Annotated in this window: 30 protein-coding genes and 1 pseudogene; 5 read left to right on the plus strand and 26 right to left on the minus strand. The window is 61.1% G+C overall.

Features of this window, described 5'->3' with window-relative positions:
• Positions 1 to 12 precede the first annotated feature (12 nt).
• Positions 13 to 996, minus strand: coding sequence for an AraC family transcriptional regulator (locus Q1A32_RS23595; protein WP_299658343.1), 984 nt, complete (start codon positions 994 to 996; stop codon positions 13 to 15).
• Between the two features lie 301 nt (positions 997 to 1,297).
• Here Q1A32_RS23595 and Q1A32_RS23600 point away from each other — a divergent pair, with 301 nt between their 5' ends.
• Entirely contained in the window at positions 1,298 to 1,957 is a 660-nt protein-coding gene (locus tag Q1A32_RS23600) for an MOSC domain-containing protein (protein ID WP_299658345.1), read from the plus strand.
• A gap of 56 nt (positions 1,958 to 2,013) precedes the next feature.
• Here Q1A32_RS23600 and Q1A32_RS23605 read toward each other — a convergent pair whose 3' ends face one another.
• From Q1A32_RS23605 to Q1A32_RS23655, 11 genes are all read right to left on the minus strand, one after another.
• Positions 2,014 to 2,394, minus strand: a complete 381-nt coding sequence (locus Q1A32_RS23605) for a Na+/H+ antiporter subunit G (protein ID WP_299616301.1) — start codon at positions 2,392 to 2,394, stop codon at positions 2,014 to 2,016.
• Positions 2,391 to 2,678: a K+/H+ antiporter subunit F gene (locus Q1A32_RS23610; protein ID WP_299616299.1), complete on the minus strand. Its 288-nt coding sequence runs from the start codon at positions 2,676 to 2,678 to the stop codon at positions 2,391 to 2,393. Before Q1A32_RS23610 ends, Q1A32_RS23605 begins: the two co-directional genes overlap by 4 nt.
• Positions 2,675 to 3,175 (minus strand): Na+/H+ antiporter subunit E, encoded by a 501-nt coding sequence (locus Q1A32_RS23615; RefSeq protein WP_299616296.1) that lies wholly within the window; start codon positions 3,173 to 3,175, stop codon positions 2,675 to 2,677. Before Q1A32_RS23615 ends, Q1A32_RS23610 begins: the two co-directional genes overlap by 4 nt.
• A 1-nt stretch (position 3,176) precedes the next feature.
• Positions 3,177 to 4,724, minus strand: a complete 1,548-nt coding sequence (locus tag Q1A32_RS23620; protein WP_299658347.1) for a monovalent cation/H+ antiporter subunit D — start codon at positions 4,722 to 4,724, stop codon at positions 3,177 to 3,179.
• Complete coding sequence (locus Q1A32_RS23625) at positions 4,721 to 5,080, minus strand: Na+/H+ antiporter subunit C (RefSeq protein ID WP_299616289.1); 360 nt, start codon at positions 5,078 to 5,080, stop codon at positions 4,721 to 4,723. The genes Q1A32_RS23620 and Q1A32_RS23625 overlap by 4 nt, the downstream gene beginning before the upstream one ends.
• A complete protein-coding gene (locus Q1A32_RS23630) occupies positions 5,080 to 7,947 on the minus strand; it encodes a monovalent cation/H+ antiporter subunit A (RefSeq protein WP_299616286.1) in 2,868 nt (955 codons plus the stop codon). The genes Q1A32_RS23625 and Q1A32_RS23630 overlap by 1 nt, the downstream gene beginning before the upstream one ends.
• 286 nt (positions 7,948 to 8,233) lie before the next feature.
• Positions 8,234 to 8,431, minus strand: coding sequence for a CsbD family protein (locus tag Q1A32_RS23635; RefSeq protein WP_299616283.1), 198 nt, complete (start codon positions 8,429 to 8,431; stop codon positions 8,234 to 8,236).
• Positions 8,432 to 8,509: 78 nt separating this feature from the next.
• Positions 8,510 to 9,997, minus strand: coding sequence for a phospholipase D-like domain-containing protein (locus Q1A32_RS23640; RefSeq protein WP_299658349.1), 1,488 nt, complete (start codon positions 9,995 to 9,997; stop codon positions 8,510 to 8,512).
• Complete coding sequence (locus tag Q1A32_RS23645) at positions 9,978 to 11,720, minus strand: sensor histidine kinase (protein ID WP_299658351.1); 1,743 nt, start codon at positions 11,718 to 11,720, stop codon at positions 9,978 to 9,980. Before Q1A32_RS23645 ends, Q1A32_RS23640 begins: the two co-directional genes overlap by 20 nt.
• The gene (locus Q1A32_RS23650) at positions 11,720 to 12,271 is read right to left on the minus strand and encodes an RNA polymerase sigma factor (protein WP_299658353.1); all 552 of its coding nucleotides are present in this window, start codon (positions 12,269 to 12,271) and stop codon (positions 11,720 to 11,722) included. Before Q1A32_RS23650 ends, Q1A32_RS23645 begins: the two co-directional genes overlap by 1 nt.
• On the minus strand, positions 12,261 to 12,434 hold the full coding sequence (locus Q1A32_RS23655) for a NepR family anti-sigma factor (RefSeq protein ID WP_299658355.1): 174 nt from the start codon (positions 12,432 to 12,434) through the stop codon (positions 12,261 to 12,263). Before Q1A32_RS23655 ends, Q1A32_RS23650 begins: the two co-directional genes overlap by 11 nt.
• Before the next feature lie 102 nt (positions 12,435 to 12,536).
• On the opposite strand from Q1A32_RS23655, the gene Q1A32_RS23660 reads away from it, so the two are divergent.
• The gene (locus Q1A32_RS23660) at positions 12,537 to 13,346 is read left to right on the plus strand and encodes a response regulator (protein WP_299658357.1); all 810 of its coding nucleotides are present in this window, start codon (positions 12,537 to 12,539) and stop codon (positions 13,344 to 13,346) included.
• Between the two features lie 65 nt (positions 13,347 to 13,411).
• On the opposite strand, the gene Q1A32_RS23665 is transcribed toward Q1A32_RS23660, so the two are convergent.
• The 4 genes from Q1A32_RS23665 to Q1A32_RS23680 form a co-directional block, all read right to left on the minus strand.
• Positions 13,412 to 13,912, minus strand: a complete 501-nt coding sequence (locus tag Q1A32_RS23665) for a Dps family protein (protein WP_299616269.1) — start codon at positions 13,910 to 13,912, stop codon at positions 13,412 to 13,414.
• A 44-nt stretch (positions 13,913 to 13,956) separates the two neighbouring features.
• On the minus strand, positions 13,957 to 15,618 hold the full coding sequence (locus Q1A32_RS23670; protein ID WP_299658359.1) for an acetolactate synthase large subunit: 1,662 nt from the start codon (positions 15,616 to 15,618) through the stop codon (positions 13,957 to 13,959).
• A 1-nt stretch (position 15,619) separates the two neighbouring features.
• Complete coding sequence (gdhA, locus tag Q1A32_RS23675) at positions 15,620 to 16,963, minus strand: NADP-specific glutamate dehydrogenase (RefSeq protein WP_299658361.1); 1,344 nt, start codon at positions 16,961 to 16,963, stop codon at positions 15,620 to 15,622.
• Between the two features lie 81 nt (positions 16,964 to 17,044).
• Positions 17,045 to 17,212, minus strand: a complete 168-nt coding sequence (locus Q1A32_RS23680) for a DUF1328 domain-containing protein (protein ID WP_299616263.1) — start codon at positions 17,210 to 17,212, stop codon at positions 17,045 to 17,047.
• 126 nt (positions 17,213 to 17,338) lie between these two features.
• Here Q1A32_RS23680 and Q1A32_RS23685 point away from each other — a divergent pair, with 126 nt between their 5' ends.
• The gene (locus Q1A32_RS23685; RefSeq protein ID WP_299658363.1) at positions 17,339 to 17,653 is read left to right on the plus strand and encodes a hypothetical protein; all 315 of its coding nucleotides are present in this window, start codon (positions 17,339 to 17,341) and stop codon (positions 17,651 to 17,653) included.
• Here Q1A32_RS23685 and Q1A32_RS23690 read toward each other — a convergent pair.
• Entirely contained in the window at positions 17,650 to 18,021 is a 372-nt protein-coding gene (locus tag Q1A32_RS23690) for a hypothetical protein (protein WP_299658365.1), read from the minus strand. The two genes, Q1A32_RS23685 and Q1A32_RS23690, sit on opposite strands and share 4 nt — an antisense overlap.
• Positions 18,022 to 18,102: 81 nt before the next feature.
• Here Q1A32_RS23690 and Q1A32_RS23695 point away from each other — a divergent pair, with 81 nt between their 5' ends.
• On the plus strand, positions 18,103 to 18,831 hold the full coding sequence (locus Q1A32_RS23695) for a Crp/Fnr family transcriptional regulator (protein WP_299658367.1): 729 nt from the start codon (positions 18,103 to 18,105) through the stop codon (positions 18,829 to 18,831).
• Here the strand turns inward: Q1A32_RS23695 and repC are convergent.
• From repC to Q1A32_RS23740, 9 genes are all read right to left on the minus strand, one after another.
• Positions 18,828 to 19,892, minus strand: coding sequence for a plasmid replication protein RepC (gene repC, locus Q1A32_RS23700; RefSeq protein WP_299658369.1), 1,065 nt, complete (start codon positions 19,890 to 19,892; stop codon positions 18,828 to 18,830). The two genes, Q1A32_RS23695 and repC, sit on opposite strands and share 4 nt — an antisense overlap.
• A 173-nt stretch (positions 19,893 to 20,065) precedes the next feature.
• A complete protein-coding gene (gene repB / locus Q1A32_RS23705; RefSeq protein ID WP_299658371.1) occupies positions 20,066 to 21,025 on the minus strand; it encodes a plasmid partitioning protein RepB in 960 nt (319 codons plus the stop codon).
• Between the two features lies 1 nt (position 21,026).
• A complete protein-coding gene (gene repA / locus Q1A32_RS23710) occupies positions 21,027 to 22,196 on the minus strand; it encodes a plasmid partitioning protein RepA (protein WP_299658373.1) in 1,170 nt (389 codons plus the stop codon).
• Between the two features lie 366 nt (positions 22,197 to 22,562).
• The gene (locus tag Q1A32_RS23715) at positions 22,563 to 22,760 is read right to left on the minus strand and encodes a PLD nuclease N-terminal domain-containing protein (RefSeq protein ID WP_299616247.1); all 198 of its coding nucleotides are present in this window, start codon (positions 22,758 to 22,760) and stop codon (positions 22,563 to 22,565) included.
• Between the two features lie 23 nt (positions 22,761 to 22,783).
• Complete coding sequence (locus Q1A32_RS23720; protein WP_299616245.1) at positions 22,784 to 22,996, minus strand: DUF2945 domain-containing protein; 213 nt, start codon at positions 22,994 to 22,996, stop codon at positions 22,784 to 22,786.
• Positions 22,993 to 23,265, minus strand: coding sequence for a Rho termination factor N-terminal domain-containing protein (locus Q1A32_RS23725; RefSeq protein ID WP_299658375.1), 273 nt, complete (start codon positions 23,263 to 23,265; stop codon positions 22,993 to 22,995). The genes Q1A32_RS23720 and Q1A32_RS23725 overlap by 4 nt, the downstream gene beginning before the upstream one ends.
• A 60-nt stretch (positions 23,266 to 23,325) precedes the next feature.
• The gene (locus Q1A32_RS23730; RefSeq protein ID WP_299658378.1) at positions 23,326 to 23,973 is read right to left on the minus strand and encodes a TrkA family potassium uptake protein; all 648 of its coding nucleotides are present in this window, start codon (positions 23,971 to 23,973) and stop codon (positions 23,326 to 23,328) included.
• Between the two features lie 3 nt (positions 23,974 to 23,976).
• Complete coding sequence (locus tag Q1A32_RS23735) at positions 23,977 to 25,437, minus strand: TrkH family potassium uptake protein (protein WP_299658379.1); 1,461 nt, start codon at positions 25,435 to 25,437, stop codon at positions 23,977 to 23,979.
• A 12-nt stretch (positions 25,438 to 25,449) separates the two neighbouring features.
• Positions 25,450 to 26,349: a mechanosensitive ion channel family protein gene (locus tag Q1A32_RS23740; protein WP_299658380.1), complete on the minus strand. Its 900-nt coding sequence runs from the start codon at positions 26,347 to 26,349 to the stop codon at positions 25,450 to 25,452.
• Positions 26,350 to 26,450: 101 nt separating this feature from the next.
• Between Q1A32_RS23740 and Q1A32_RS23745 the strand changes: the two are divergent.
• A pseudogene (locus Q1A32_RS23745) lies at positions 26,451 to 26,715 on the plus strand (formate/nitrite transporter family protein); the annotation flags it as partial.

Genomic DNA, 26,715 nt, shown 5'->3' on the forward strand with positions numbered 1-26,715 from the left:
ATGGTCTGACGTCTAGGCGCGCACTTCCATGCGGTAGCGGCCGGGCGTTGTGCCCACATGCTTCTTGAACTGGGTCGTGAAGTGGGCCTGGCTTGCAAACCCGAACATATAAGCGATGTCGGCAAGGGACAGGTCCGGATCGGACAGCATGCGCTTGCTTTCCGTGATACGCCGGTTCGTGATGTATTGATGCGGCGTCACATGGGTCGCCGAAAAGAACGCGCGCGTGAAATGGTGCACCGAATAGCACGCGACATTGGCAAGATCCTTGAGCGAGATGGGCTGCCCCAGATTTGCATCAACGAAGTCGGTCACGCGGGTCAGCCGGGCCTCATCCAGCTTGGGCGTCTGTCGGCCTGAACGGGGGGCGTCCACCTCTTCGACAAGGCGGGTCAGCGTGCCAAGCATCGTCAGAAACAGCCCGTCGACTTTCAACTGCGCCCCGGCTCCGCCCCGGGTCATTTCAAGCCAGATCAGCTCCAGCGTCCGGGCCAGCCCCGTGTCGAACAGATCGCGGCCATAGAGGCTTCTGAACGGATCGGCGTCAGCCGCACTCTGATCGGCATTGAGCAGGCGAGACACGCGCGCCCGTGGTACCGACAGCATCAACAGCTCGTGGTCCCCTTCGCTGCACCACTCCGCCGTGGCATCCGGCGGCGCGATATAGAGGCTGCCTGCGCGGCCCGACAGACGCGTGCGCCCGTCGCCGTAATCGACACTGGAATGGGACAGCGATCCACCCGTGACCAGTCTGAAAACAACATCCGGATTGGCCGGGATCGTCTTTTCGTGCCCGGCCTGACGCACCCGCATTGCGGTCTGGTCATGGGTGCCCGTCTCGTGCGTTTCCTGGACGAACTGCGGATACAGCTTGTCGAACGCGTCTGCAAAGCTGGCAAACTGGCCGGGTCGGGTATCGTGAGCGCACGCAAGGTCCATAATGTCCCGCCAGTTCAAGTTTATCCAAATGCGCTGCAATCGCAGCACGTCGAGCATGGGACGATACCGTTCACAACTGGGTGTGATCTGTAAAGGGATTGACCCCGCGGCACGTGCAAAAGCGCGATATTGTGTAATTATCACCGTCCAAAATGGTAGTATGGCAGGCAGATACTGATTGAAGATGGCCGGGAAGGCACGCCACGCGCGCGCCCGTAACACCGCAACAGGGCCGAATTCAGCGGCTTCGATTCCAAGGTCTCAAGGACGTTGTCAATGTGTTTGAAGCCCTTGGTTGGACACAGCCCTTACCGTCGCGCGGCCACCGCGCGGACACTACGAATGAGAAGTTCAGAACATGAATGATACGCGGCCCACAGGGCAAGTCACCGGGCTTTTTACCGGAAAGGTGGCCACGCCATGGAAAGATCGCGCGCCTTCGGCGATTGCGAAAACCGCAGCGCACGGGCCGCTGCACATCACCGCACACGGGCTGGAGGGAGATGAACAGGCCGACCTGTCCGTGCATGGCGGTCCGGATCAGGCCGTGCATCACTATGCGGTCGAACATTTCGACGTCTGGGCTTCAAAATTCCCGGAAGACGCCGACAAATTCGCGCCCGGCTGTTTCGGAGAGAACGTCTCGTCCACCGGCCTGACAGAGCAGAATCTGTGCATCGGCGATGTGTTGAGGATCGGAACCGCGCTGCTTCAGGTCACGCAAGGAAGACAGCCCTGTTGGAAGCTGGACGCGCATATGCAGCGGACCGACATGGCCTATCAGTTCCGCAAGACGGGCAGGACAGGGTGGTACTACCGCGTCCTTGAACCCGGTGTGGTGGATGTGGGCGCAGCCATCGAATTGCAGGATCGTCCCTGTCAGGACTGGTCCATCGCAGATGTAACGCACGCCCGCTTTACGCCAAATCTGGACGTGTCGCTGGCTGGCACGCTTGCCACGCTTGAACCGCTCTCTGCCGTGTGGCGGGACATTTTCCTGAAACGCGCGGATGGGTGAACTGGCGCCACGAACGCACCAATAATACGAGTTATGTAATACTTAGTGCCGGAATATTACCGTGGTGTGTCAGGTATCTCGGCATGGTTTTCCGGTGCGTTCAACGTCGCCCACGTCTCGTCCCGAATGGGTTTGGGCGGGGTATCGCACGCGCGGCGGTGGATATTCACCTTGGCCACGAAATGCGCGGATATGGGTGCGGTCACGAACAGGAAGGCCATGATCAGCAACTCGTGGATCGAGGTTTCGCCCAGCGTTACCGAATGGATGATGGACGCCAACAGCAGCATGCCAATGCCAACTGTCCCCACCTTTGTCGGCGCATGCAGGCGCGTCATGGAGTCGTTGAAACGGACCAGCCCAATGGCCCCGACCGTCACAAATCCCGTCCCGATCAACAGGCACAGCGCGGTTGCGATATCTCCGATCTCGTTCATTCGATGATGTCCCCCCGCAGAACGAAGCGCGCCAGCGCGACGGTTGATACAAAGCCCAGCATGGCAATCAGCAGCGAGACCTCGAAGTAGATCTGCACGCCCTGATAGATGCCCAGCAACACGACGACACCCAGCGCATTGATCACCATCGTGTCCAGCGCCAGAATACGGTCCCCCGCGGTCGGGCCGATGACCAGCCGGATCATCGACAGGATCTGTCCCGCCACCAGCGCGACAAAGGTGATCGCCATGGCGATATCCAGAAATCCCGATGCAAAGCTCATGTGAAAATCTCCAACAGGCGGCCTTCATAGCGGGTCTTGATCTCGTCCCGGACGCCGTCGGGATCGTCCGTGTGCAGGACGTGCACCAACAGGCTATGACCCTCGGTCGACAGATCCGCAGACACCGTGCCGGGGGTCAGCGTGATAGTGCCCGCCAGAACGGTGATCGCCTCGGGCTGCGTCAACTCAAGCGGCACGACAATCCATGCGGGCTTCAGCTTGGAATTCGGCACCGTCAGCACGATCCAGGCCACCTCGACATTGGCGACGAGGATGTCCCAGATCACGATAAGCCCATAGCTGAACATCCTGCCCAACCGAATGCTGCTGGGCCGGTCCGGCCACCACACGGCGGTCATTGCCGGAATGATGATGCCCAGGATCAGGCCGAACACGACCATGCCCGCCGTCACCTCGTTTTGCAAAAGCACCCAGACAATCGCCAACAGCACCGTCAGAAGCGGATGCGGAAACAGGCGTTGAAGGAAACCGGTCATGTCAGTGATCCTCCTTCTTGGTCGGTGTGCTCAGTTTCCCGGGCGTTTCAACCACCGTCGCGATATAGGCGTCCGGAGCAAACAGCGTCGCCGCCATCCGCGTGGTATAGCCGTGGACCTGTCCCGCAAACACCGTATGGGCCACCAGAAGTGTGACCAAACCACCCGCAGCCACCGAGGACAGGATGCTTGGCCCCGTGCCCGGCACGGCATCGGCCGGTGCCTCGATGCTATGCGCTTTCCAGAAGACCACGCTGCCCGCACGGGCGAACCCCAGAATGCTGATCAGGCTCGAAATCAGGACAATCGCCCAGATCCACGCCACCTGATCCGACGCAAAGCCCGCATCAAGCACCAGAAGTTTGCCCAGAAAGCCCGACAGCGGCGGCAGGCCCGCCATGGCAATCGCACCCATAAAGAACATGCCCGACACCAGCACCGTGCCCGCCATCGGTGCCTGCGCCGTCAGGTCCACGGACCCGCGCGCATTCCGCACCATGTCGGCAATCAGGAACAACAGCGCCCCCGCCAGTGTCGAGTGGATGATGTAATAAAGCGCCGCCGCAATGCTTTCCGGCGTGAACAGCGCAATCGACACCATGACCATGCCCATCGACCCGATAACGGAGAACGCGACCAAACGATCAAGCTTTTTCGCGGCCAACACGCCCACCATGCCGATGGCAAGGGACACAAGGGCGGCCGGCAGCAGCCATTGACCATGCAGGCCCGCTGTCGCCTCAAGCTCTGGCGGGAAGACCATCGTGTAGACGCGGATGATGGCGTATGCGCCGATCTTGGTCATGATGGCAAACAGGGCTGCGACCGGCCCCGGCGCTTCGGCATAGCTGGACGGCAGCCAGAAGTGCAGCGGCACAAGGGCGGCCTTGATGGCAAAGACCAGCAGCAGCAGGACAGCGGCAAGCCGGATGCCCACCGTTTCCTCCGGGCTGATCTGCGTCACACGCTGCGCGAGGTCGGCCATGTTGAGCGTGCCGGTCTCGGCATAGATGGCACCCAGCGCGAACAGGAACAGGGTCGAGCCGATCAGGTTGAAGAGCACATATTGCACGCCTGCCTGTAGCCGCGCGTTGCCGCCCGAGTGGATCATCAAACCGTAGGACGCGATCAGCAGCACTTCGAAGAAAACGAAGAGGTTGAAGAGGTCGCCCGTCAGGAACGCGCCCAGAATGCCCATGAGCTGAAACTGGAACAGCGGGTGGAAGTGCTTGCCCATGTTGTCGCAGCCCGACCCAATGGCATAGAGCAGCACAAAAAGCGACAGGACCGCCGTCAGCAACACCATCATGGTCGAGAGCTGATCCCCCACCAGAACGATGCCAAAGGGCGCGGCCCAGTCGCCAAGCTGATAGAGCAGAACCGTGCCATCCGACACGTGCCACGCCAACGCGGCCGCAATCACCACCTGAGCGACCACACCGGCCAGCGAAAACGCCCGCTGGATCGTGATGTGGTATCGCGCGGCCAGTACGATGAAAGGGGCCAAGAGCGCAGGCAGGATGATGGGGGCAATGAGCCAATGGGTCATGGCTGATCCTCCACCGGGGTACTGTCGTGATCGTGCGGGCCGTCATCGACGTGATCGTCATCCGACCCAAGGAAAGCACCCAGACCGATCATCACAACAACCGCCGTCATCCCGAACGAAATCACGATGGCCGTCAGCACCAGCGCCTGCGGCAGCGGGTCGGCATAGGCATCCATGCCGTCGCGCAACACCGGTGGCGCGCCCACAACAAGGCGACCGGAGGTGAACAGGAACACGTTCACCGCATAGGTCAGCAGCGAAATGCCAAGGATCACCGGGAACGTACGCAGACGCAGCAGAAGGTAGATGCCACCGGCGGTCATGACCCCGATGACGCAAGCCACAAGCAATTCCATTATGCGGCCCCCCCTGCTTCGTTTGCGGCGGCATCCCGTGACGGATCAATGTCCATCGGATGCTCGCTTTCGTCGTAATGCGCCCGCCGCGCAAGGCGCGAGAAGCTTTCAAGTGACAGCATCACTGCGCCCACAACCGCCAGGAACACACCCAGATCGAACAGGGCGGCAGTTGCCAGTTCAAACTCGTTGAAGGGTGGGATGCGCACATAGGTGAAGTCGGACGTCAGGAACGGTTTGCTGACAAACCACGACCCGATGCCGGTCAGGCCCGCGATCAGAACCCCTGCCCCGATCACCCCATGATAGGGATAGCGCAGCCTTGCGGATGTCCAGGCAAAGCCGCTCGCCATGTACTGCATCACCACGCCAATCGACACGACAAGGCCCGAGATAAAGCCACCGCCCGGTTCATTGTGGCCGCGCAGGAAGATGTAGAACCCAACCAGCAGCACAACGGGCAACAGAACACGCGTCAGTACGACCATCATCATCGGGTGCACGTCGCCGGCCCGCGCCTGATCCAGCTTGCGGTTCAGCAGACGCGCCCGCACGGGGCCATCCAGCAACGTCTCGGTCAGGGCATAGATCAGCAGGGCCGCGATGCCGAGCACGATAATCTCGCCATAGGTGTCAAAGCCCCGGAAATCGACAAGGATCACGTTGACCACATTGGTGCCCCCGCCCCCCTTGTACGAATTGGCGAGGTGGAACTCAGAGATCGGGGCCACCACCGCGTCGCGCAGCATATAGTGGTAGGCCATGGCAAAGGCCGCCAGCCCGCCCACAATGGCCACACCCCCATCGCGCACACGGCGCAGCAGGGTGCTTTCCACCGGGGTGCGTTTCGGCAGGAAGTTCAGGGCCAGCAGCAGCAGGATGATCGTCACCACCTCGACCGTGAACTGCGTCATGGCAAGGTCAGGCGCGCTGAGCAGCACAAAGCCGATGGACACCATCAGGCCCACGATCCCGATCAGGATCAACGACAACAGGCGATTGCGGTGCATCAGAACAAGGCCCGCAACAGCCGTCACCAGCATCAGGCCCGTCGCCACGTGCACGGGCCCCACGGCCTGCAATTCGCGCGTTGGCGGCGCGATGGTGCCGGTTGTCCACGCATAGCCGCCCGCGACGATGATCGTTGCAACACCGATCAGCGCATACCGCGAAAACGCGCCATTGTGCAGGCCAAGGATGACCCAGCGGGCCACACCTGCGGCACTTTCGATCAACCCTTCGAAGATCACCTTCGCCTCGGGACGCGGGGTGTTGTCCCACGCCGCCAAAAGCGGCTTGAACAGCAAGAGCACCAGCAGACCACCGACGACAGCGGCCATCGACATGAACAGCGCAGGCACCAGACCGTGCCAGATCTTGAAATAGGCTTTGGGCACCTCGCCCGCCTCACCCAGCACCGATGCCGTGATCAGCTTTACAAACGGTTCCGCCACGAACGGGGCCACACCAATCACGATCACAGGAACGATCAGCAACGCAGGCGGCAGCCACAGCCCGGTGGGCGGATCATGCGGCTTGGCCGGATAGTCGTCGCGCACGGGGCCAAGAAAGACGTGACCGATCAGACGGAAGCAATAGGCGGCAGAGAAAAGCGATCCGACAGTGGCAAGGATCGGCACAAGGTTGGGAATGCCGAAAAGGGTCGTGTGCGTCGCCTCTTCCAGCATCATTTCCTTGGACAGGAAGCCGTTCAGGAACGGAATACCCGCCATCGACAGCGCGGCCAGCGTCGCAATGACAAAGGTGATGGGCATCAGCTTGCGCAGGCCCCCCAACCGCCGGATGTCGCGGGTATGCGCCTCGTGATCAATGATCCCGGCGGACATGAACAGCGCCGCCTTGAACGTCGCGTGGTTCAGAATGTGAAAGATCGCGGCCATGGCACCAAAGGGCGTGCCCGTGCCCAAAAGCATCGTGATCAGGCCCAGATGGCTGACGGTCGAAAAGGCCAGCAGCGCCTTGAGGTCGTGTTTGAACAGCGCAATGACCGCGGCCAGCACCATCGTGATCAGACCGGCGGTGGTGACAATCACGAACCACTCGGGCGTGCCCGCCAGCACAGGCCACATGCGGGCCATCAGGAAAATGCCCGCCTTCACCATCGTGGCGGAGTGCAGGTAGGCCGACACAGGCGTGGGGGCCGCCATCGCGTGCGGCAGCCAGAAATGGAACGGGAACTGCGCCGACTTGGTGAAACAGCCCAGCAGGATCAGGATCAGCGCAGGCAGGTACAGCGGGCTTTCCTGGATCAATTCACGGTTCTGCAGAATGACGCTCAGATCATAGCTGCCCGCGATCTGGCCAAGGATCAGCATACCCCCGACCATGGCAAGGCCACCCATGCCGGTCACGGTCAACGCCATCCGCGCGCCCTGCCGCCCCTCGGGCAGATGTTTCCAGAACCCGATCAGCAGGAAGGATGACAGCGACGTAAGCTCCCAGAAAATCAACAAAAGCAGGATGTTGTCGGACAGCACGATGCCGACCATCGCGCCCTGAAACAGCAGCAGATAGGTGAAAAACTCACCCATATGATCATCACGGCTGAGGTAGTGCCTTGCATAGGCGATGATCAGCAGGCCAATGCCAAGGATCAGCAGTGCAAAGAAAAAGCCAAGCCCATCCAGCATCAAGGTCAGGTTCAACCCAAGCTCGGGCATCCAGATGATCCGGGCGGTCAGAACCTCACCGGCCAGAACGGACGGCAGATTTGTCAGCAAGCCCAGAAAGGCCGCCAGCGATACGGTGAATGTCACCCCCGCACATGCGGCACGACCCGCCGTGTACATGAGCCCCGGTAAAAGCGCGCCAAGAAATGGTAAGGCAACGATAATAAATAGGGACACGCGAACTCCTTAACGTGACGTGGCTCAATGGCATGTCTGTCTATGAAACACCAAGAACGCAACGCGAATGGGCATGCGTTTTGTGACACATACAGACCTCGTCATAAGTTGTTTCGAAAGGCCGGGAGTCAAGGGCAGGAGGGCCAATACCGTACCCGGTTGCGTGCGATTTCTACAATGCGGGCACAGCGCATACGTTCAGCCGCCCTTTGCCGGGCGGACAAACGAAAACCGCCGCGCGCTCTGTGTCAGAGCGGCGCGGCGGCTTGTTCGGTCTGATGCCTGATCAGACTTTATCGAGAATACGGTCCACGGCGGCGCGGGCCTCGTCCTTGGTCTTGCCAAGTTTCTGTTGCATCACGCCTTCCAGCTGGTTGCGGTCGCCCTTGGCCTGCTCGATCTCGTCGTCGGTCAGATCACCATAGGCCTCTTGAAGGTGGCCTTTGATCTCGGTCCATTTGCCGATCATACGGTCTTTGTCCATGACAGGTCTCCTTTCCAATGTGGTCTGGTGAACCAACGTGCAGGACCGCCCAAGGTTCCAAAAAGATGCGGGTCGGGCTCAGACCATATCGTCCGTGACAAGGGGCAACGGCTGCGCCTCGGCGCTGTGGGTCTGCAGATCGTGCGACACCAGAAATCCCGTCCGCTTTTCGGGGTGACACTTGTCATTGCGCGCGATTTCAGCCTGCCAGATCGGCTGCATCTGCTGCGGGTCGGTCCATTCTCCGGACAACTGCGTCCGCCACCAATGCTGGTGAACAGCGTCGCGCAGGATGGCGATGCGGGCGGGGTCGGTGATGGCAACACCGGCTTCGGTGTCCCAACGCAACGACCGCCCGTTCAGATTGGCAGACCCGACCATCGCAAAATCGGTGTCCTGCACCAGCACCTTGTTGTGCACGTAGATGATGGGCGACCCGGCACGGGTGCCGGGCGTGTCGCGGGCGGCCATGACGGGGCGCACAGGCGTAGCAATGGTCGCACGCTTGCCGAACCCGTCGCGAATAAGGCCAAGCGCGTCTTTCTCAAGCGCGAGGCCATAGCGGGTTTCCAGACCCAACTCATCGGGCGCATCAAAGGCGGCTTCCTCGGGCGCGGCGGGCAGGATCATGATCAGGGACAGGTCCGGCCGGTCAGTGGCCGCCCGTGCCAACGCATCCGCAATGACACGCGACCGGATGAACTGCGTTTCGATATAGATCAGGTGCCGTGCCGCAGTGATCGCCTTCAGATGCGCCTCTTCCAGTTCGGACACCAGCGTGCGGGGCGACAGAAAGGGCAGCTTGAACCGCCGGTCAGCAGACAGGGTGCGCCGCAAATGCGTGACCTCAGCCGGTGGCTGGCGCCCATGCACGACATCATCGAAACACTGCAAATGCTGCTTGGCCTCGGCCACGACAGGATCGTTGCGCACGATCACCTGCACATCCGACCACGTCTCGTGGGCGGGTCGGTCGTGGTCCGGCGTGTCAAAGCGGCGGTCGTTCAGGTCCAGTCCACCGATATACAATGTATCATCGTCGATCACGGCAAGCTTCTGGTGGTGGGTAACAGTGTGCAGGCCCGGTATGCCCTGATCCACGCCCGGCGCTTCGGCGCGGGCCGCGTTCTTCAAGGCCGCGCGCTGCGCCTTGGCCCGGCGCAGGCTGACAGGCAGAAAGGCAAGCCACGGCACCATCCCCGGCGTTGCCGGATGCAAGGCCGGACGCACATGCACCCGATCCTGCGGCACATCAGCCGCCTCGACCAACGCGGCGCCCTGCTTGACCGTGGCCCAGGCCAATTGGTGCAGTTCGGTGGCATAGATCGGATCGAAATCACTGATCGTCAGATCCAGCGTCACACCCCGGCGCAACACATGGACCAGCAGGTCGAACCACGTCTCGCCTATGGCGCGGGCGTCATCACTGACCAGACGTGTACGCATGTCGAAAATGCGGAATCCGCCCGTAATGGACGTGCGTGCATCCAGCACCGCCTTTTCGAACGCGGCAAAAGCCTCGTTCGCGGCGACGAAAACTTCGAAATCAGGCGGCGACGCTGGCATCGGTCTCGCTTTTTGCGGGGGCGGCTGTAAATCCCTGCACCTTGAACCGCAGGACATGGACGAACGTGCCGTTGGTGTCATCGACGTCGACATCGCCTTCCAACTGGCGGCAGAAGGCGGTCATCAGCTTGGTTCCAAGACCAGTGCTTTCTACTTCATCCTCGGTGCTTTCCACCAGCGGCGTACCGGTCGAATTCTCGATCTTCAGGGACACGTCCCCTGCCCCGTCATGGGTCAACGTGATCTTGATATAGGGCGCGTCGGAACCGTTGCGGCCCACATACTTGACGGCATTGGTCAGCGCCTCGGCAGCCCACATGGACAAGGGGACGGCCTGATCCGGGTAAAGCATCACGGACGCCAGGTCAGTTTCAATGGTCAGATCGCGACTGGGCAACATGGCGGAAAACTCCGACACCACAGCGCCGACCAGATCATGCGCATCTACTTGCGAGGTTTCGGGCTGCGTATACAGCGACCGGTGCAACGTCGCGAGGCCACGCACCCGGCGCTGCAAGCCGCTCAGCACTTCGCGTGCCTCGGCAGTGCGGGCACTGCGGGCTTGCAGGTTCATGATCGACGCGATCATTTGCAGGTTGTTCTTCACCCGGTGATGCACTTCGCGCAGCAGAACCTCCTTGTCGTGCAGATCGGTCATCTGCCGCGCCTCGGCTTCTGTGATCAGCAGCGCCATGCGGTTGAAGGCGCGTTCGGCGTCTTTGAACTCGTTTGGCGCGTCCTCAAGGGTCAGGCCCTGCATAGTGCGCTCCCCCAACGCAAACTGGCGCATGGCCGATCGCAATTCGCGCAGGTGACGCAGCACCAGCCGGTTGAGGCCCAGATACGCAACCAGCATGCTTGCAACCCACATGATCACGGCAAACAGCATCGGGGTCATGACACGCACCCACGACCCATCGTCGATCAGAGTCGCGCGGGGCCAACTGCCGACGACAACATAACTGTCCGCGGCTGTCGACGCGACAGAGAACAGGCGCGTCTGACCGTTTGTGTCCTTGGCGGCAAAGGTGGTGCCAGCGCGCCCGACCATCTCGAGCGGGTCAATGTCGGCGGGCATGAATTGGGCAGCCCCGGTATCAGGGGCGTCGATGTCGAACACCTCGCCTGATGTGCTGATCGCGCCCAGGACAAAGCCCCGGTCGACAGCCGACGCCTGCGCCTTGGACTTGACCGTTGCCTCCGGGATCGACAGCGACACGAAACCAAGCAGCGTGTCCGCGTCGAAGACGGGCACGCTCACCACGACAACGGCCTCTCCGCTGACGGCGCCGTCGCTGTTGACTTCCACATACACGTCGGCCCGGTCGATGGCGTCCTGCAGCGTCTCGTAATCGGAAAAGTCGATGGTCAGGTCGCCTGCGCTGCTGCACTCCATCATGCCATTGACAGGAATGTATCCGGCAAAGGCGTATCCGGGGTTCCGCTCAAGAAAGCCAGCCATGGATGTGCGACACGTGTCGAGGTCGGAAAACCGGGCCATTACGGCCAATCCCAGACCGGCGCCAATGGCCTGCTGCACAAGCTCGCGCTGCCGCACGGCGGCGGCAGCGGTCATGTCCAGCATCACCTGGCGGCTGAACTCCCGGGTTTCCTCGACGACGCGAAATGTCTGCCAAAGGGCGATCAATCCCAGGGGAAACAGCGCCAGAAGCATCAACAGGACAAGTCGCGTCCGAAGCCCGCCAAAGGACGGCAGGCGCATTAGGCGATGCTCTGGTTCATGGTTACGATGCCTTGCGTCACCACTTCGGTCACTTCCATTGGCTCTTCGTCAGACATGCCCATCAATTCGACCAGACGGGCGCGGCCCCGGTTCACGCGGCTTTTGATTGTGCCGACGGCAACACCGCAGGTTTCAGCAGCTTCTTCGTAGGAAAAGCCGCCCGCACCGACCAGAACCAACGCCTCGCGTTGCTCTTCCGGCAGCACACCAAAGGCCGTGTTGAAGTCGCGCATCTGCAAGCGGCCATCGTGATCGGGTTTCTGCGCCAGACCGGCAGACAGTTCGCCCTCGGTGTCCTCGACCTCGCGTTTCCGCTTGCGGTGATGGGAATAATAGGTGTTGCGCAAGATCGTGAACAGCCACGCACGCATGTTCGTGCCGGGTTGAAAGCTGTCGATATTGCTCCATGCCTTGACCAACGCATCCTGCACCATGTCATCGGCCAAAGCCGGGTTGCGGGTCAGGCTCATTGCGAAGGCGCGCATTGATCCCAGATGCTCGACAAGCTCGTCCCTGGGATCAGCGTTCATCTGTTTTGTCCTTCCCCTTGGTTGTCGCATCCTGCGATCGCAACTGGTCCAAAAGGTCGGTGAAGCGCGTGGGCAATTCCTGATTGGCCACATCTTCGTAGGCGCGTTTGAGATTCTGATCGATCTCCCGCTCCACTCTTGATGTTTGATCCCGTCGGCTCATTTATCCACCTGCTACTGTAAAATCTGCATGCACTATGGAACCTAATGCACGGCAAACGCATTTGTTCCATCAGATAGGTGAAAAAAACGGGAGTGACAGGAAATGTCGCAAACAGCCGAAACGACGCTGGCAGACAAGATCGGACCGAACCTGCCATATTTGCGTCGCTATGCGCGGGCGCTCACAGGGAGCAGGGATCGCGGGGATGCATACGCGGTCACGACACTCGAAGCGATTTTGGCCGAACCAGACCAGTTCTCGAACAGTGCCACACCGAAGGTCGCGCTGTTCACCGTGTTCCATTCCATATGGGCCACAAGCGGTGCACAATTTTCGTCCGACGAAGACGGTGCCGCCGCCGAAGCGCAGCGTCATTTGTCCAAACTGACCGACGACACCCGCGAAGTGCTGTTGCTGCGCACACTCGAAGAATTCAGCGCCGCTGATGTTGCCCAGATCATGAACAAGAGCAGCGAAGAGGTCGATCAGCTGTTGCAGATTGCCTATGATGAGATGGCCAAATCCGTCAGCGGTGCCGTCATGATCATCGAGGATGAGGCGATCATCGCCATCGATCTTGAGAACATCGCCGCCGACATGGGTCATCGCATCACAGGCGTTGCCCGGACCGAGGACGCCGCCGTGTCGCTGTTCAACGATGAACGCCCCGACTTGATCCTGTCCGACATTCAACTGGCGGATGGCTCAAGCGGCATCGACGCAGTCAACCGCATCACCGAAAAGGCGGGCGACATCCCGGTGATCTTCATCACCGCCTATCCGGAACGTCTGCTGACCGGCGAAGGGCCCGAGCCTGCCTTCCTGATCTCGAAACCTTATACCGAAGAGCAGGTCCGGTCCGCCATCAGCCAGGCCATGTTCTTTGCATCGTCAGCCATTTTGAAGGCCTGACCAGAAAAAGCCCCCGCGACCATACGGCTGCGGGGGTTACTCGGTACCAAGTCAATCGTTAATTGTCAGCTGGCCTTGACCAGCGCGCGCAACATCCACGCGGCTTTCTCGTGGAATGCGCTGCGGGCCGTTGCCATATCCTCCGTCACCGGATCCTTACGGCCTTCGACCAGTTCGATCAGGGCATGGAAGCGATGCGCCAGACGCTCGTGATCGCGCGCCAGATCGGAAATCATCACTTCGGTTGTCAGCTCGTCCGTTCTGTCTTCGATGGTCGAGCGGCCCACGATGTCAGCCATCGATGATGGTGCCAGTTGACCCAATGCACGGATGCGCTCGGCCAGGTCATCGGCGGCCTTGAACATGTCTTCGTAATGCTCTTCGGTCAGGTTGTGGACCGAGTAAAACAGCGGCCCTTCCACGTTCCAGTGATAGGCGTGGGATTTGAACACCAGCCGGTAGGTATCGGCCAGCACATCCGCAATACCTTCGGCAATTGCGGACGTGTCGCGTACGCCTGTCGATACCTTGTCTTCGGTCGGAACAACGTTCAGTGCGTTTGACATAAGAGTGTCTCCTTTCTGTCGTTTCCAGTTGAAGAGACAACGTGTCAGGCGGCCCTTGGGTTCCCGGATTTCTCGGATTGGCGGCCCGGCATTTGCCCCGCCAGCGCGTAATCCACCGGCACGGTCAGCAGTGTCGGGCCTTCGGCGCCATGCGATGCGTGCAGCAGATCCGGCAGGTCGCCCAAGCCCTGCACAGCGGCATGGGTCCAGCCGAATGCGGTCGCCAACCTGTCCCAGTCGGGGTTGCCAAAGGGGAAGTTCGGCCCTGCCTCGCCCTGATGCTCGTCGATCAGACCCAGGCCACCATCGACCCAAACCATCACGGTCAGGCGCAGGCCAAGTCGGGTGATCGTCTCCATCTCCTGCACGTTCATCATGACGTCACCATCGCCACAGATGGCCAGCACGCGGCCCTTGTCCTGCAACCGCGCCGCTGCCAGTGCGCCCGGCAGGGCCAGCCCCATCCCGGCAAGGCCGTTCGGCACGATCAGCTGACCGGCGCGCTTTGGCTGCACATGGCGGGCGACCCACAGCTTGTGCATGCCCACGCCGGACAGCAGCGTGTCTTCCGGACGCAGCGCCTTGGTGATGACGCAGCAGATGTCGTTGGGGGCAATCGGGCCGGTGGCACTGTCGGTCAGGGTGCGCTCAAGCGTGCGTGTCATCCCTTCGCGCGCCGCCGTGAAGGCCGGTCCGTCCGTCCACGTGGCCCCGTTCAGCCGGTCAGTCACGTCCGATAGCGCGTGGCCAATATCACCCACCGCCTCGGCGGCGATCACAAGGCCCGTGTCCGCCCGAGGTGCGTCCGTGTCGATCACGCAGACAGGTGCGGTGCCGCCGGTAAGCAGCGACAGGGGTGGGTATTCCACCGCGTCAAACCCGACCAGCAGCACGCAGTCCGCAGCCTGCAAGGCCAGGTCGACCCAGTCCTCTTCGCTTTGCCCGACGGTGAACAGCGTGTTGGGATGCTCCGCTGGCAGGATGCCTTTGGCCATGAACGTGGTTGCAACGGGAATGCCCGTGGTTTCTGCAAAGTGGCGCACGCTTTGGGATGCGGCATTGCGCACCACCCCTGCCCCTGCAATCAGGACGGGACGTTTGGCCTGCGACAGTTGGTCCGCGATGGCCTGCAAGTCGTCCTGGCCCGCATGGGACTGTGGTTGCGGGCGCACGGGCAGCACCGTGGCGTCAGTTTCTTCTGCGGCGACGTCTTCGGGCAGGCACAGGTGGACGGCGCCGGGCCGCCCCGCCATGGACAGACGCATGGCCTCGGCAAAGCTCGCCGGGATATCACCCGGCATCAGCAGCGTGCGGCTCATCTTGGTCACGGGGGCAAACAGCGCCTCAAGGTCGATCATCTGGTGGCTGAGACGGCCCATGCGGTCGCGTCCCCCCTGCCCCGTAATGGCGATCAGCGGCACGTGGTCCAGCTGCGCATCCGCCACGCCGGTCACAAGGTTCGTGGCCCCCGGCCCCAGCGTGGACAGGCACACGCCCGGCTGTCCGGTCAACCGCCCATGCACCGATGCCATGAACGCGGCCCCCTGTTCGTTGCGGCACAGGACAAAGTCGATGTCAGAGGCGGTCAGCGCCTCCATCAGGTCCGTTGTCTCTTCGCCCGGGACACCGAAAACAGTGTCTATTCCGGCCTCAACCATACAATCCACTAGGCACTGCGCTCCGGTTTTGGTCTTGGATGTAGTCATCTTACAGAACTCCCTGTGCGGTGATGGCGCGGGCAAGGCGGCGGTACCCGGCAATGTTTGCGCCGCGCGCGTAGTCAACGATGCCATCCCCCTGCCCTTCGGCGGCCACACGGTCGTGAATGTCTGACATGAGCGTTTTCAATGCGTCGTCCACCTCTTCGGCGGACATGAAGCGGCGGTGGCTCATCTGGCTCATCTCAAGCCCGCTCACGGCGACCCCGCCCGCATTGGCCGCCTTGCCGGGGGCGTATTGCACCCCACCCTTGCGCAACACACGAAGCGCGTCGGCGGTCACAGGCATGTTTGCCCCTTCAGCCAGCATGGCATAGCCGCCATCAACAATGGCTTGGGCGGCCTTTTCCCCGATCTCGTTCTGGGTCGCACAGGGCAAGGCGATGTCGGCCTCTTGGGTCCAGGGCTGCCCCCCCTCGCGGAAGGACGCTGCAAAACGGGCGGGTGGATTGGACAGATCGTCGCCCGCAGCCTTGCGGTCCTCGACCCATGTGATCTCTTCCGCGGTCAGGCCGTCGGGCGCGTACAGCGTGCCGCAGGTGTCTGACAGCGTGATCACCTTGGCCCCCGCCTGCAGGGCCTTGCGCGCGGCATGGCTGGCCACGTTGCCCTTGCCAGAGACTGCTACGCGGTGCCCCTCGATATCCTTGCCCTGCCGCGCCAGCATCGCCTGCACGAAATAGATCAGGCCAAAACCCGTCGCCTCGACCCGCATCTCGGACCCGCCATAGGACAGACCCTTGCCGGTCAGCGCACCGCCATAGATGCCTGCGCGATCGCTCCACGCGCCAAACAGATAACCGATCTCTCGTGGACCTACGTTGATATCGCCTGCAGGCACATCCAGATCAGGCCCGATATGCGGCGCGAGCTTGGCCATGAAAGCCTGACAGAAGCGCATGATCTCAGTATCGGACCGGCCGGTGGGGTCAAAGTCCGATCCCCCCTTGGCCCCACCCAGCGGCAGGCCGGTCAGTGCATTCTTGAAACACTGCTCAAAGGCGAGAAAGCGCAGGTCATCAAGCGTGACGCCCGGATGAAACCGCAACCCGCCCTTGTATGGGCCGATGGCGTTGGAGGCCTGCACCCGCCAGCCGCGATTGACGTGCACCTCGCCCGCATCATTCATCCATGTGACACCAAAGCTGATGACGCGATCCGGCTCTGCCAATCTGCGCAACACCTTTGCGGCGGCCCAGGCCGGGTCGTTCTTTTCGACGGTCAGAACGTCTTGCGCCACTTCGCGCACGGCCTGCTGGAAATTGGGCATCTCGGCGTCAGACTGTGACAGGTCATTCATGAAAATTTCGGTCAGTGCGGCGGCGCGGTCCATGTCAGGTCCTTCTGGTCTGGAATCGAAAAAGGCTGGAGCCCGATCTCAGGGGCTCCAGCCTTGGGTCATCACGAGATGTGATCAGGATCGTCCACGCAAGACACGTGCGACGATGGTGATAATGAACAGGATCAGGAACAGGACAAAGAGGACCTGCGCAATCCCTGCGGATGCCGAGGCGATTCCGCCAAATCCGAAGACAGCGGCAATCAGTGCAACGGCCAAGAACAAAATCGACCATTGTAACATGGCGTTTCCTTTCGGTTGCTTCGAGGCCCCAACGCGGCTGGCTGGCAAAACGTTCCGGGCATGGCATCGGGAACCATTCGGATCAGCCGGCGTTGGTGAGGAAATGGAAGCAAAAGGAAATATGTTATGTCGAACACACAGACACCAACATCGGATCCCGCCAAGAACGGCTTCGACAGCACGCTGTCCCGCGCGCAGGAGACGGCTTCTGACCTTGCTGACAAAGCCCGCGAGCAGACCGAACTGATGCACGAAACTGTCAAAACCGCCGCCAACGAAGGCGCCCGTCAGGTTCAGGACACCGCACACATGTTGCAAGAGCAGGCCAGCGCAGCCAGCGTTCAGGCCGCAGATGCCGTGCGCCGCAACCCCGGCCTCGCAATTGCAGGCGCAGTTGGTGTTGGGGTTCTTCTGGGTCTGGCCATGTCGCGCCGGAGTTAGGTGGTCACAAGTCCAAGGCTTACAAGGGCCTGATCGATATCAGAGCTGATGTAGGGACGGGACAGCATAACAATCTTCCCTTTTTGCACGGTGGCCCGCGCGCCATTCACGATAATGACAGGACATCCTTCGTCCACGCATGTTCGGATGATGCCTGCAACTTCGGGATTTGCATGCGCGACCGTCACCACCACCAGCGAAAACGGCGTCGCCCGATCCATCAGCACCGCGATCGCTTCACGCGCACTGCTTGTCACAACAGGCTCGCCCCAACCGGAGACCCTCAAATGCTCGGAGATGTCCATCACCTCGACCATTTCATCGCCGACGATCAGCGCTGTTTTATCTGTCAGATCGCGAGGCGTCATAGGTTCTCCTTTGGGCGCACCCGCCTTTCTGCCACACTCAGAGCATTCGCGAATTAATCTACGACATAGTTGCAGGAAAAAATGTCTACCAATTGTTCAAACTGCCCGCTGCGCAAGCTCGACGCCTTTTTGGATATGTCGGGTGCCGAAGTCGCCTTTATGGAAAGGTTCAAGACCGGAGAGTTGGAAGCGCAGCCCGGTACGGAAATCATGGCCCAAGGCCAATCCTCGACGCATTTGTTTACATGTCTCAAGGGGATGGGCCTACGCTACAAGACACTGGAAGACGGACGGCGTCAGGTCGTTGGCTTCGTTTTGCCCGGCGACTTCATCGGCCTTCAGGCCGGCGTGATGTCCGAGATGGAGCACTCGGTCGAAGCATCGACTCCGATGCGTCTGTGCACGTTCAACCGGTCGGATTTGTGGACACTGTTCACCTCGCATCCGTCGCGCGCCTACGATCTTACCCGCATTGCCGCGTTGGAAGAGGTGTTTTTGGGCGAAGCACTTGCCGTCGTGGGCCAGCTTGATGCCATTGCCAAACTGTCTTGGGCGCTGCACCGCTTCTATGTCCGGCTGGCATCCGTGAACATGAATGACGAAAACCATGTGCGCCTGCCCTACCGCCAACAGGATCTTGCCGATGCGTTGGGCCTTTCTCTGGTGCACACCAACAAGACACTGGCCCGTCTGCGCGAAGACCAGATTGCGACATGGTCCGACGATCAGCTGACAATCCACAATATGGAGCGTTTGTCGAAGCTTGCGCGTGTGGACAGCCAAGGAATTGCCAAGCGTCCACTGATCTAAGTCGCTGTTATTAAACATACTTTCGATTTGTCAGCTGACAATTGCCTGCCTCTGAGCGTTTCTATGATCGACAGGAGCATATTTGGGGCTTTTGTCAGCTGTCGAAAGTAGGGCGCAGGCGCGTCGACCTTGCTCAACACCTCCAGAACATAGAGGATCGCGATGGATGTGCCCAGCGGTCCCTGCCTTTCATAGGCCGCATTCATATCATTGCTGCCAATCCCCATCATGGGTGCAATAACGGACGCAGACCGCGTGACATCAGACCATGATCGTAATGCATCCGGGAAAAGGGTGCTTCTTTCATTGCACAGTATATCCAACTCTTGGGCCGTCAGATCGTTGGGACGCTCAGCTTCCCCTTTAATATTTCTTTCTTGAGGTTCTATGTGCCGCTCATTTTGACTGTCGCTGGCGCTCATTTTTTTTGATCCGCGAACGGCTGACAATCGGGTGTGCAACGCAGCGATCCACTCTCTGAGATCAATGAGGGACAGTTTGCGACGGATGGCGCGCGCAAGGTCGGCCAGAAACGTGGCGTGTGTTGCGGAATCGGTCTGGCGCAAGTCTTCGCGCAGTGACAGCAATCGCGTGCGTTCTGCGGCTAGTGTTTCCGCGGCCTCTTGCCGGGCTTTGGCCGCGCTGTAGATGGCAGCAGTTCGGGCGATGAGCGGGCCAAGGTCCAAGCCATACGCCACCTCGTTTTCCCCCCTGCCCCGTCTGAACCGTTTGCCATTGCTGCTGGCCCGCCGCGCAAGCAGTCCGGCTGAAATCAACGTGTTCACGTGGCGGCGCAATGTGCTGTCGGGCATTCCGCCCAGTCGCTCACACAGTGTCTGGTTCGATGGGTACACAATCAGAGTGTCCGCCGTGACGGGCCAGAACCGCTGCTGGTGAAAGCTGATCAAGGCCCGCAGCACACCGATCTGCCGGTGCCCGATGCCGAACTCTGGCGCGGCATGGGTCAGCGCATCCAGCAGCTGCCATTTGTCAACAGTTGCAGGTCCCGAAGACGCACGCGTCCCGGCCTGCCCGAACGATGGTTGGGCATGAATGGTCATGTCATAATGACGAGAGACAACAGTTTTCTGTCCCCGGACCGGCAGTCGGAGTTGACAGGATTGGGTGCTGCGGGCTACTTCAAAGGTGCAAGCTTATGAAGGGCCTTCCGAGACACCGTTTCGGGGGGCTTTTCTTTTTCTGCGGGTCTGCTCGTTCTCTCCTTTTGCTGCTCTTATTGCTCCTCATCTTCCGACCGGCTGGCGGACCAGCGATCGTGAAGCTCTGCGATCAGGGTATCGGCCTGGGCATCGAGCCACTGGGCGAACCCGTCCTTGTCCGAAATGTTCAACGTCACACCCTTGCGACTGGGGCGAATGTCGCCCAGCACGGTGCCGCCCGAATTGCGCAATGCGCGGGGGGGCTGCTTGTCAGCCGTCGCCTTGGCGCTTGGGGCCTTGGCGCGGGCAAAGATCGCCTCGAACCGGTTGTCCGACGTCATGGTGCTGGCGTCCGGCGTATCAAGGAAGGCAAAGGCGCGGTTGCGCGCGCCCTTGGCGTCGAACAGCTTGACCAGCGCCAACCAGCGGTCGCGCCCAATGCTCGGCGCGGGGCCGATCTTGCGCAGGACATCCAGTGGCACCGCCTGCCCCACCTTGAGCATCCGGCTTACCATGGGTTGGTCGATCGACAGCGCCGCCGCGATGGTGTCGCGGTCATAGCCTTCAGCCTCAAGCTGCGCGGCGAAACTGGCCTTTTCGACAAAGCTCAGATCCCGCCGTGCCGTGTTTTCCTGACCCTGCGCCATGATCAGCTCGTCATCGGAAAGCTGACGCACCATCGCCTTGACCGGCTGGCCCAGTTCCTTGAGCGCGCGCAGACGGCGGCGGCCATAGACAATCTCGAACCGGCCACGCTTGGTCGCATGCGGGCGCAACAGCACCGGCACTTGCTGGCCATAGGTTTTCAGGCTGTCCATGAGCGCGGTGTGATCCGCATGGTCATGCCCCAACCGATCCTCGACACCGGCGTCGTCGATCTGGGTGGCGTCAATCTCTTGCACCGCGTTTTCCTGCAGCTTCGACAGCGAGGATTGCAGCGCACCCACGGCACCGCGCGGGGCAGGGGCCTTGGGGCGTTTCGTGTCACCCGTGGTTGGGGGCAGGGCGGTGCTCAATACGTTTTTGCGGACCATTTTATCGTCTCCATGCGTGATGAAGCAGCTGCTCTATTTCATCATTCACAGCATTCAGTGACTCGAGCGCACGGTCATAGGTTTGCCGGTTGAATTGCGCCCGCTCGACCTCGTAAATCGTCTGTTGCGTCAGCCCAGCATCCGAGATGGCTGTGGATTTCAGCATCGGGGCCACCATGACCTCATCTGCAAAGAGGGTGCGCAGGAATGACACCACCTGTTGCTGTGGTCCATCATTGGGCTCGTATCGATTGATGAGAAAGCGCATGAAGTCGAACTCCATCGGCGCACCGGCCTCGGCCACAACGTCCAGCAAATCCGCGCTCATTTGCAGGAACTGCGCCATCGACGCGACATCGAGCATGTTGGGCACAATGGTGATCATGACAGAGGTGGAAGCACAGAGTGCCGCCATCGTCAGATAGCCAAGCTGCGGCGGGCAATCGAACAGCACCACGTCGTACTGGTCCTCAACCTCGCTCAGGGCGGCGGCCATGCGGGCATAGAAGGGGGGTTGCACATTGTCGAGCAGGGCGCGCGGCGTCTCGTGTTCGAATTCCTGCAGCATCAGCCCGGCGGGGGCCAGGTCGATGCCCGGAAAAAACGTGGTCTGAATGACGGCTGACAAGGGCAGGGGGTCATCGTATCGGATCGCGTCGTACAGCGTCCCCTGTTCCAGAAAATCATACTCGGGCCGGTAGCCAAAAAGCACTGTTAGAGACGCTTGAGGGTCCACATCCACGCACAACACGCGGTAGCCCTTGAGGGCAAGCCGCTGCGCCGTGTGGATCGTGCTGGTGGTCTTGCCCGACCCGCCCTTGAAGTTAAGGAACGACAGCGCTTGCAGCTTTTCGCCTTCGCGGCGGCCGGGCAGATACGCGCCCACCTTGCCGGCATCGAGGATCTGTCGCAATTCCATCAGATCGGCCGCTGCATATTGCCGCCTGCCGCCCCCGGTCATCTCGACCTCGGGTGCCTTGCCATCAAAGTGCAGTTTGCGCAGAAAGCTGGTGGAGATGCCCAGCAACTCAGCCGCTTCACCGGCCGAAAAGCGACGCAATTCCTTGCGCGCATCGGGCGCGAAGGACGCCAGCATATGCGCATCCAGTGCCGCCCCAAGGGTATCGGCCCGCGCGCGCACGCGTTGATTGATCAATAGGGGCTCTGCCACGTCCGCCTCTGGGTCTCGTTGTAACGCTTTGTTTCGCCAAAGCACTGTTTAGCGTTACTTAATCCAAACGAAACGGGCTTGTCCACAATTCTGCGCTTGTGCTGTATCAGTTGGCTACCGCTAAATGTTGTGGCAAGGTCGCGACGGGACCCTTTAAGACCGATAAGCCTTTGAAAAATAACGATCAGTCAGCGGACGCCCTTCATAGGTCGAAATCGCTTATTAGACTCTGGTTTTTGGCCGATACAGCGCCTGGATGATCACTAAGCCCCGAATCGGGCAAGAAAAAAGGCCCGCCGCGAGGGAAGCGACGGGCCTGCTGGCGCGCGAGACTGGCATGTGACACGCGTCAGAATGTGGATTGGGTCAGACGGCGGCGCGGGCGCCTCCACGTGGTCCAGCGATCAGCCATACGATAAAGCCGATCAACGGCAGGATCAGCACGAACAGAATCCACAACACCTTGCTGCCGGTGCTGGCACCCGAGCCGACAATCGACACGATGGCCCAGATGTTCAGAATGAGAAGGATAAGACCGCCAAGGCCTGCAACTTCGATACCCATGAGAGTGTCTCCTTGTTTACGTGTTATGCGGCGTCGAGTTCTGAGCCGCTTTTGAGAACGCGATCGCCGTCATCCTGTTCGATCAGGTAAGCGGGATCGTCGTCAGTGGCATTGCGGGTGACATCGGTGCCCTTGATCGTTTTGGTCACCTTGTCGGTGTAAATCTGCTTGATCGTGCCGCTCGCGGTGCCGGATCCCCAGCTCCATTCCACACTATCGCCGGTTTGGTAGCTCATGCCGCACTCCTTTGATTGCGCAGGGCGTCGATCAGTTCGTCCTTGGTCATGTCCGACCGACCCTCGACCTCAAGTTCTTGCGCCCGGTCATAGAGCGCGTCTTTGGTCCACTCTTCGTAAGGGCTGGCCTTGCCGCCCTTTGTCGAGGGGTCCATGTCATCGTTGGCCTGCGCATTGGCAATGCGGGCGGCGGACTGCTTGGAATACCCATCTTCGCGCAACGCGTCGTAGGTGTCCTCGTCCTTGATGCTGGTCCGGTCGGCGGCCATCGAACTCTCCGTCGTCTAATTACGGTCTGTTAACGTGTCACCGGATCAATGGTTCCAGCGTCAGTGGGAAAAGCAGCCCTCCAACGCGCTTACGTCATCTGCCGCCACCACAAACAGCACATGCATGCCTGGCGTCAGAGTGGCGTCGGGGGTGGGAAGCTGTTCATCGTCGCCGTCGATCACCGCCACCGCACGGGCGCTGTCGGGGATGGCGATATCGTTCAGCGTTTGGTTGGTCATCGCCTCCGGCACTTCCACGCGTTTGAGGCGCAAAGCGCCGGACAGGTTCAGCTCTTCTGTCACTTCGGTGTCTTCTTCCAATGCGCGGCACAGCGACCGCGCAACCGTCGCATGGGGCGTGATCGTATCGTCGAGGCCCAGCTCTGCACACACCTCCAGCAATTCGGGCGAGATGATCTGCGGGATCACGCGGCTATACCCAACCGAGCGGGCCACAAGCGCCGTGAGAATGTTGTCGTCGGAGGCGTTGGTCAGTGCAATCAGCACGTCCTTGTCGCTGCCATACGCCTCTCGCAACAGCGAGGGTGACGATCCGTCCCCTTCGATCATGCCGCAATCCAACTGCTCGCTCAGCCGTTCCAGCTTGGCCCGGTCCTGATCGATCAGAACGACCTCGTGTCCCTTGTCGATCATCTGTTCCGCCGTGGCGACGCCGAATTTGGAGCCGCCGACAATCACGATCCGCATGGATTATCCTTTCGTGGACAGGCGGCCCATCCACGTTCCCGGCAGGAACAGGACAATGACCGCGATGAATTCAAGCCGCCCCAGCCACATGGCAAAGGCCAGCACAAGCTGGGCGCTGTCGGGCAGGTCAGGGCCGATCACACCCGTCGACAGGCCCACCGTGGACAGCGCAGAAACAGTGTCGAACAAGGCGGGAAGGGCGGGAAATCCAAGGGACAGCAGGATCATCCAGACCGCCCCGACGCTGAGGATGTAGAGGATGATCAAGCCCAGGAGGGCCACCAGAAACGTGTCCTTGATCGTAGCACCCTGGTAGCGCAGCGGGCTGATCGCGCGCTCGGGCAGGCGGGGCAGGGTCAGGGCGTGGCGCGTGGCACGGGCGGTGATGCCCAGACGCGACAGCTTGAGCCCCCCGGCGGTAGAGCCGCGGTCCCCGCCCACCACCATCGCAAGGATAAACACGGCCAGCAGGGCAGTGGTCACAGGCATGGACCCGGTTGCATAACCCGCTGTTGTCAGGGCGCTGATCAGGTTCAGCAGGGTGGGCACGTAGGTGTCGGTTGTGTCCGTCACGGCCATCACGGCGGCCAGTGCGACCGCGCACGCCAGCGTCGCAAGACCGACCCGGCGCACGGACTCCGACCGCCAGATCGGCGTGCCGTTGCGCCGTAGGGTTTGTGTGAAGGCCAGCAGCGACACGGCCCCGGCGAGGCAGGCCAGAATCACGACACCCTGTGCAAAGGGGGTGTAGCTGCCCAGACTGTCCGAGCGTGGCGCAAACCCGCCCGTCGAAATCGCGGACAGGGCAAGGACAAAACCCTCCGGCCCGTCCTGCACTGCCAGCGCAATGGCGAGCGCGAACCCAATCGTCAGCAGTGCATAGGCCCCCAGCAACTCGCGGGCCTGACTGCGCGCGGACTGGATGCGATTGCGATCATCAATTCCGGCCTTTCCGATGGTGCGCGCGGCGGGACCGGGGCCAAGCACAAGGGCCAGCACGGCCGTGGCCATCGCCAGCCCGCCGCACCACTGCATCCACGACCGCAGTACATGCGCGGCAAAGGGCCAACTGTCGGGATCGGGTGCCACGGACAGGCCAGTGGTTGTGATCGCGCTCATCCCCTCGAACAGGGCGCTGGCGGGACCGAGGCCCAGCACCATGAATGCCGGGATCGACAACAGTGCCGCCAGCAGAAACAGCAATGCTATGGAGGCCATCGCCTCCACCCCGCGCAAATCGTCGGGCAGGGGCTGGCGCCATGTGGAAAGCCAGACGATGAGGCCCAGCAGGATAGGGGCGCACAGGGCAAGGGCCAGATCCATCTGCCCTTCTGCCAGCGCCCAGATCAGCGGGGGGCCGAACAGCAGCGCGGCCAGCGCGCCATGTTTCGCCATGACGAGCGCCAGTGCACCGGGTCGGGCGCGCTGCATCAGGGTATCGGCACCATTGCCGGCGCTTTGCATCCGCGCGGCGGCCTATTCTGCGGCGTCTGACACGGCGCGTACAGGCAGGGGCCCATTCACCGTGAGAGTGCGGTAGGGGAAGGGAATTTCGATCTCCGCATCGTCGAGCGCGCGTTTGATCGCGGCCACAACCTTGTCCCGGCTGGCGCGAATGTCGACCGGGGCGGACCCGGTCCACCACGTCACTTCAAAGTCGATGGAGCTTGCGCCGAAGGACTTTGCAAAGACCTGAATGTCGCGCACGTCATCGCGGACCATGTCGACGTCGCGCACAGCATCGGCGATGACGCCGCGGGCATTGTCGACATCTTCGCCATAGGCCACGCCCACCATGATCGCGGTGCGCCGAAACGCCTTGTCGGTGCGCACGGTGACTGCGTTGTGGAACAGCTGGGCGTTGGGAACGACCACAAGCTGACCATCGGTTTGCCGGATGTGCGTGTCGCGGATAGTGATCGCCTCGACCTGCCCTTCGGCCCCGTCGCATTCCACGTGATCGTCGATCTGGAACGGTTCACGCAGCAGGATCAGGATGCCCGCAAGGAAGTTCTCGAACGTGTCCTTGAAGGCAAACCCGATGGCGACGGACCCAAGGCCAAGCGTCGTCAGCGCCCGTCCGGGCGTGATGGTCGGAAAGACGATGGTCAGCGCGATCAGCGACCCGGTCAGCCACAGGGCGGTGCCCACAAGCAGGCGCAAAACGTCAATGAGGTTGCGGCGCAGATAGGTCTTGTGGCCGATCCGGCGGATCAGCGATTTCAGACCCCATGACACAAACCATGTGACCAGCAGGACCAAGATGGCGAACCCGACGCGGGGCAGGGCGGCGATCCCCGCCTCGACCCAACCGGACAGTTGCGAGACAAGCGGGCCGGTGATCGTGTCGGGGGTGATCTGTTCAAGCATTTCCATGATTACCGAACCCCGCGACCGCCGTGATGGTTCCAACGCCCAAGGGAACTATCGCGCAGGTCGCGCGTTTGACACGGAACATGTAATAGCCGGAGACATATATGTCTGTCCCTACCACCGACCTGCACAAAGACGACCTGATCGATCACGAGAAGGAGAATGAGGCGGTCGAGGATGTGGCGGTGCTCTCGCCCAAGCTGATCTTTGAATCCATTCGCCGCAATGGCGAGGAAGAATTGCTGCGCCCCAACCGGGCGCTTTTGTTCTCTGGCATCGCTGCGGGCATCCTGATCTCGTTCTCGGTGCTGGGCGAGGCGCTGTTGCGCGCGTGGCTGCCCGATGCGGAATGGCGTTATATCGTCGAGA

The sequence above is a fragment of the uncultured Tateyamaria sp. genome, assembly GCF_947503415.1.
In the GTDB taxonomy this organism is placed as follows: Bacteria; Pseudomonadota; Alphaproteobacteria; order Rhodobacterales; family Rhodobacteraceae; genus Tateyamaria.

Coding starts and splice junctions, on each gene's coding strand:
- Q1A32_RS23595 (WP_299658343.1), bottom strand. CDS start 996: ATGCTCGACGTGCTGCGATTGCAGCGCATTTGGATAAACTTGAACTGG.
- Q1A32_RS23600 (WP_299658345.1), top strand. CDS start 1,298: ATGAATGATACGCGGCCCACAGGGCAAGTCACCGGGCTTTTTACCGGA.
- Q1A32_RS23605 (WP_299616301.1), bottom strand. CDS start 2,394: ATGAACGAGATCGGAGATATCGCAACCGCGCTGTGCCTGTTGATCGGG.
- Q1A32_RS23610 (WP_299616299.1), bottom strand. CDS start 2,678: ATGAGCTTTGCATCGGGATTTCTGGATATCGCCATGGCGATCACCTTT.
- Q1A32_RS23615 (WP_299616296.1), bottom strand. CDS start 3,175: ATGACCGGTTTCCTTCAACGCCTGTTTCCGCATCCGCTTCTGACGGTG.
- Q1A32_RS23620 (WP_299658347.1), bottom strand. CDS start 4,724: ATGACCCATTGGCTCATTGCCCCCATCATCCTGCCTGCGCTCTTGGCC.
- Q1A32_RS23625 (WP_299616289.1), bottom strand. CDS start 5,080: ATGGAATTGCTTGTGGCTTGCGTCATCGGGGTCATGACCGCCGGTGGC.
- Q1A32_RS23635 (WP_299616283.1), bottom strand. CDS start 8,431: ATGGACAAAGACCGTATGATCGGCAAATGGACCGAGATCAAAGGCCAC.
- Q1A32_RS23640 (WP_299658349.1), bottom strand. CDS start 9,997: ATGCCAGCGTCGCCGCCTGATTTCGAAGTTTTCGTCGCCGCGAACGAG.
- Q1A32_RS23645 (WP_299658351.1), bottom strand. CDS start 11,720: ATGCGCCTGCCGTCCTTTGGCGGGCTTCGGACGCGACTTGTCCTGTTG.
- Q1A32_RS23650 (WP_299658353.1), bottom strand. CDS start 12,271: ATGAACGCTGATCCCAGGGACGAGCTTGTCGAGCATCTGGGATCAATG.
- Q1A32_RS23655 (WP_299658355.1), bottom strand. CDS start 12,434: ATGAGCCGACGGGATCAAACATCAAGAGTGGAGCGGGAGATCGATCAG.
- Q1A32_RS23660 (WP_299658357.1), top strand. CDS start 12,537: ATGTCGCAAACAGCCGAAACGACGCTGGCAGACAAGATCGGACCGAAC.
- Q1A32_RS23665 (WP_299616269.1), bottom strand. CDS start 13,912: ATGTCAAACGCACTGAACGTTGTTCCGACCGAAGACAAGGTATCGACA.
- Q1A32_RS23670 (WP_299658359.1), bottom strand. CDS start 15,618: ATGACTACATCCAAGACCAAAACCGGAGCGCAGTGCCTAGTGGATTGT.
- gdhA (WP_299658361.1), bottom strand. CDS start 16,963: ATGGACCGCGCCGCCGCACTGACCGAAATTTTCATGAATGACCTGTCA.
- Q1A32_RS23680 (WP_299616263.1), bottom strand. CDS start 17,212: ATGTTACAATGGTCGATTTTGTTCTTGGCCGTTGCACTGATTGCCGCT.
- Q1A32_RS23685 (WP_299658363.1), top strand. CDS start 17,339: ATGTCGAACACACAGACACCAACATCGGATCCCGCCAAGAACGGCTTC.
- Q1A32_RS23690 (WP_299658365.1), bottom strand. CDS start 18,021: ATGACGCCTCGCGATCTGACAGATAAAACAGCGCTGATCGTCGGCGAT.
- Q1A32_RS23695 (WP_299658367.1), top strand. CDS start 18,103: ATGTCTACCAATTGTTCAAACTGCCCGCTGCGCAAGCTCGACGCCTTT.
- repC (WP_299658369.1), bottom strand. CDS start 19,892: ATGACCATTCATGCCCAACCATCGTTCGGGCAGGCCGGGACGCGTGCG.
- repB (WP_299658371.1), bottom strand. CDS start 21,025: ATGGTCCGCAAAAACGTATTGAGCACCGCCCTGCCCCCAACCACGGGT.
- Q1A32_RS23715 (WP_299616247.1), bottom strand. CDS start 22,760: ATGGGTATCGAAGTTGCAGGCCTTGGCGGTCTTATCCTTCTCATTCTG.
- Q1A32_RS23720 (WP_299616245.1), bottom strand. CDS start 22,996: ATGAGCTACCAAACCGGCGATAGTGTGGAATGGAGCTGGGGATCCGGC.
- Q1A32_RS23725 (WP_299658375.1), bottom strand. CDS start 23,265: ATGGCCGCCGACCGGACCAGCATCAAGGACGAGGACACCTACGACGCG.
- Q1A32_RS23730 (WP_299658378.1), bottom strand. CDS start 23,973: ATGCGGATCGTGATTGTCGGCGGCTCCAAATTCGGCGTCGCCACGGCG.
- Q1A32_RS23735 (WP_299658379.1), bottom strand. CDS start 25,437: ATGCAAAGCGCCGGCAATGGTGCCGATACCCTGATGCAGCGCGCCCGA.
- Q1A32_RS23740 (WP_299658380.1), bottom strand. CDS start 26,349: ATGGAAATGCTTGAACAGATCACCCCCGACACGATCACCGGCCCGCTT.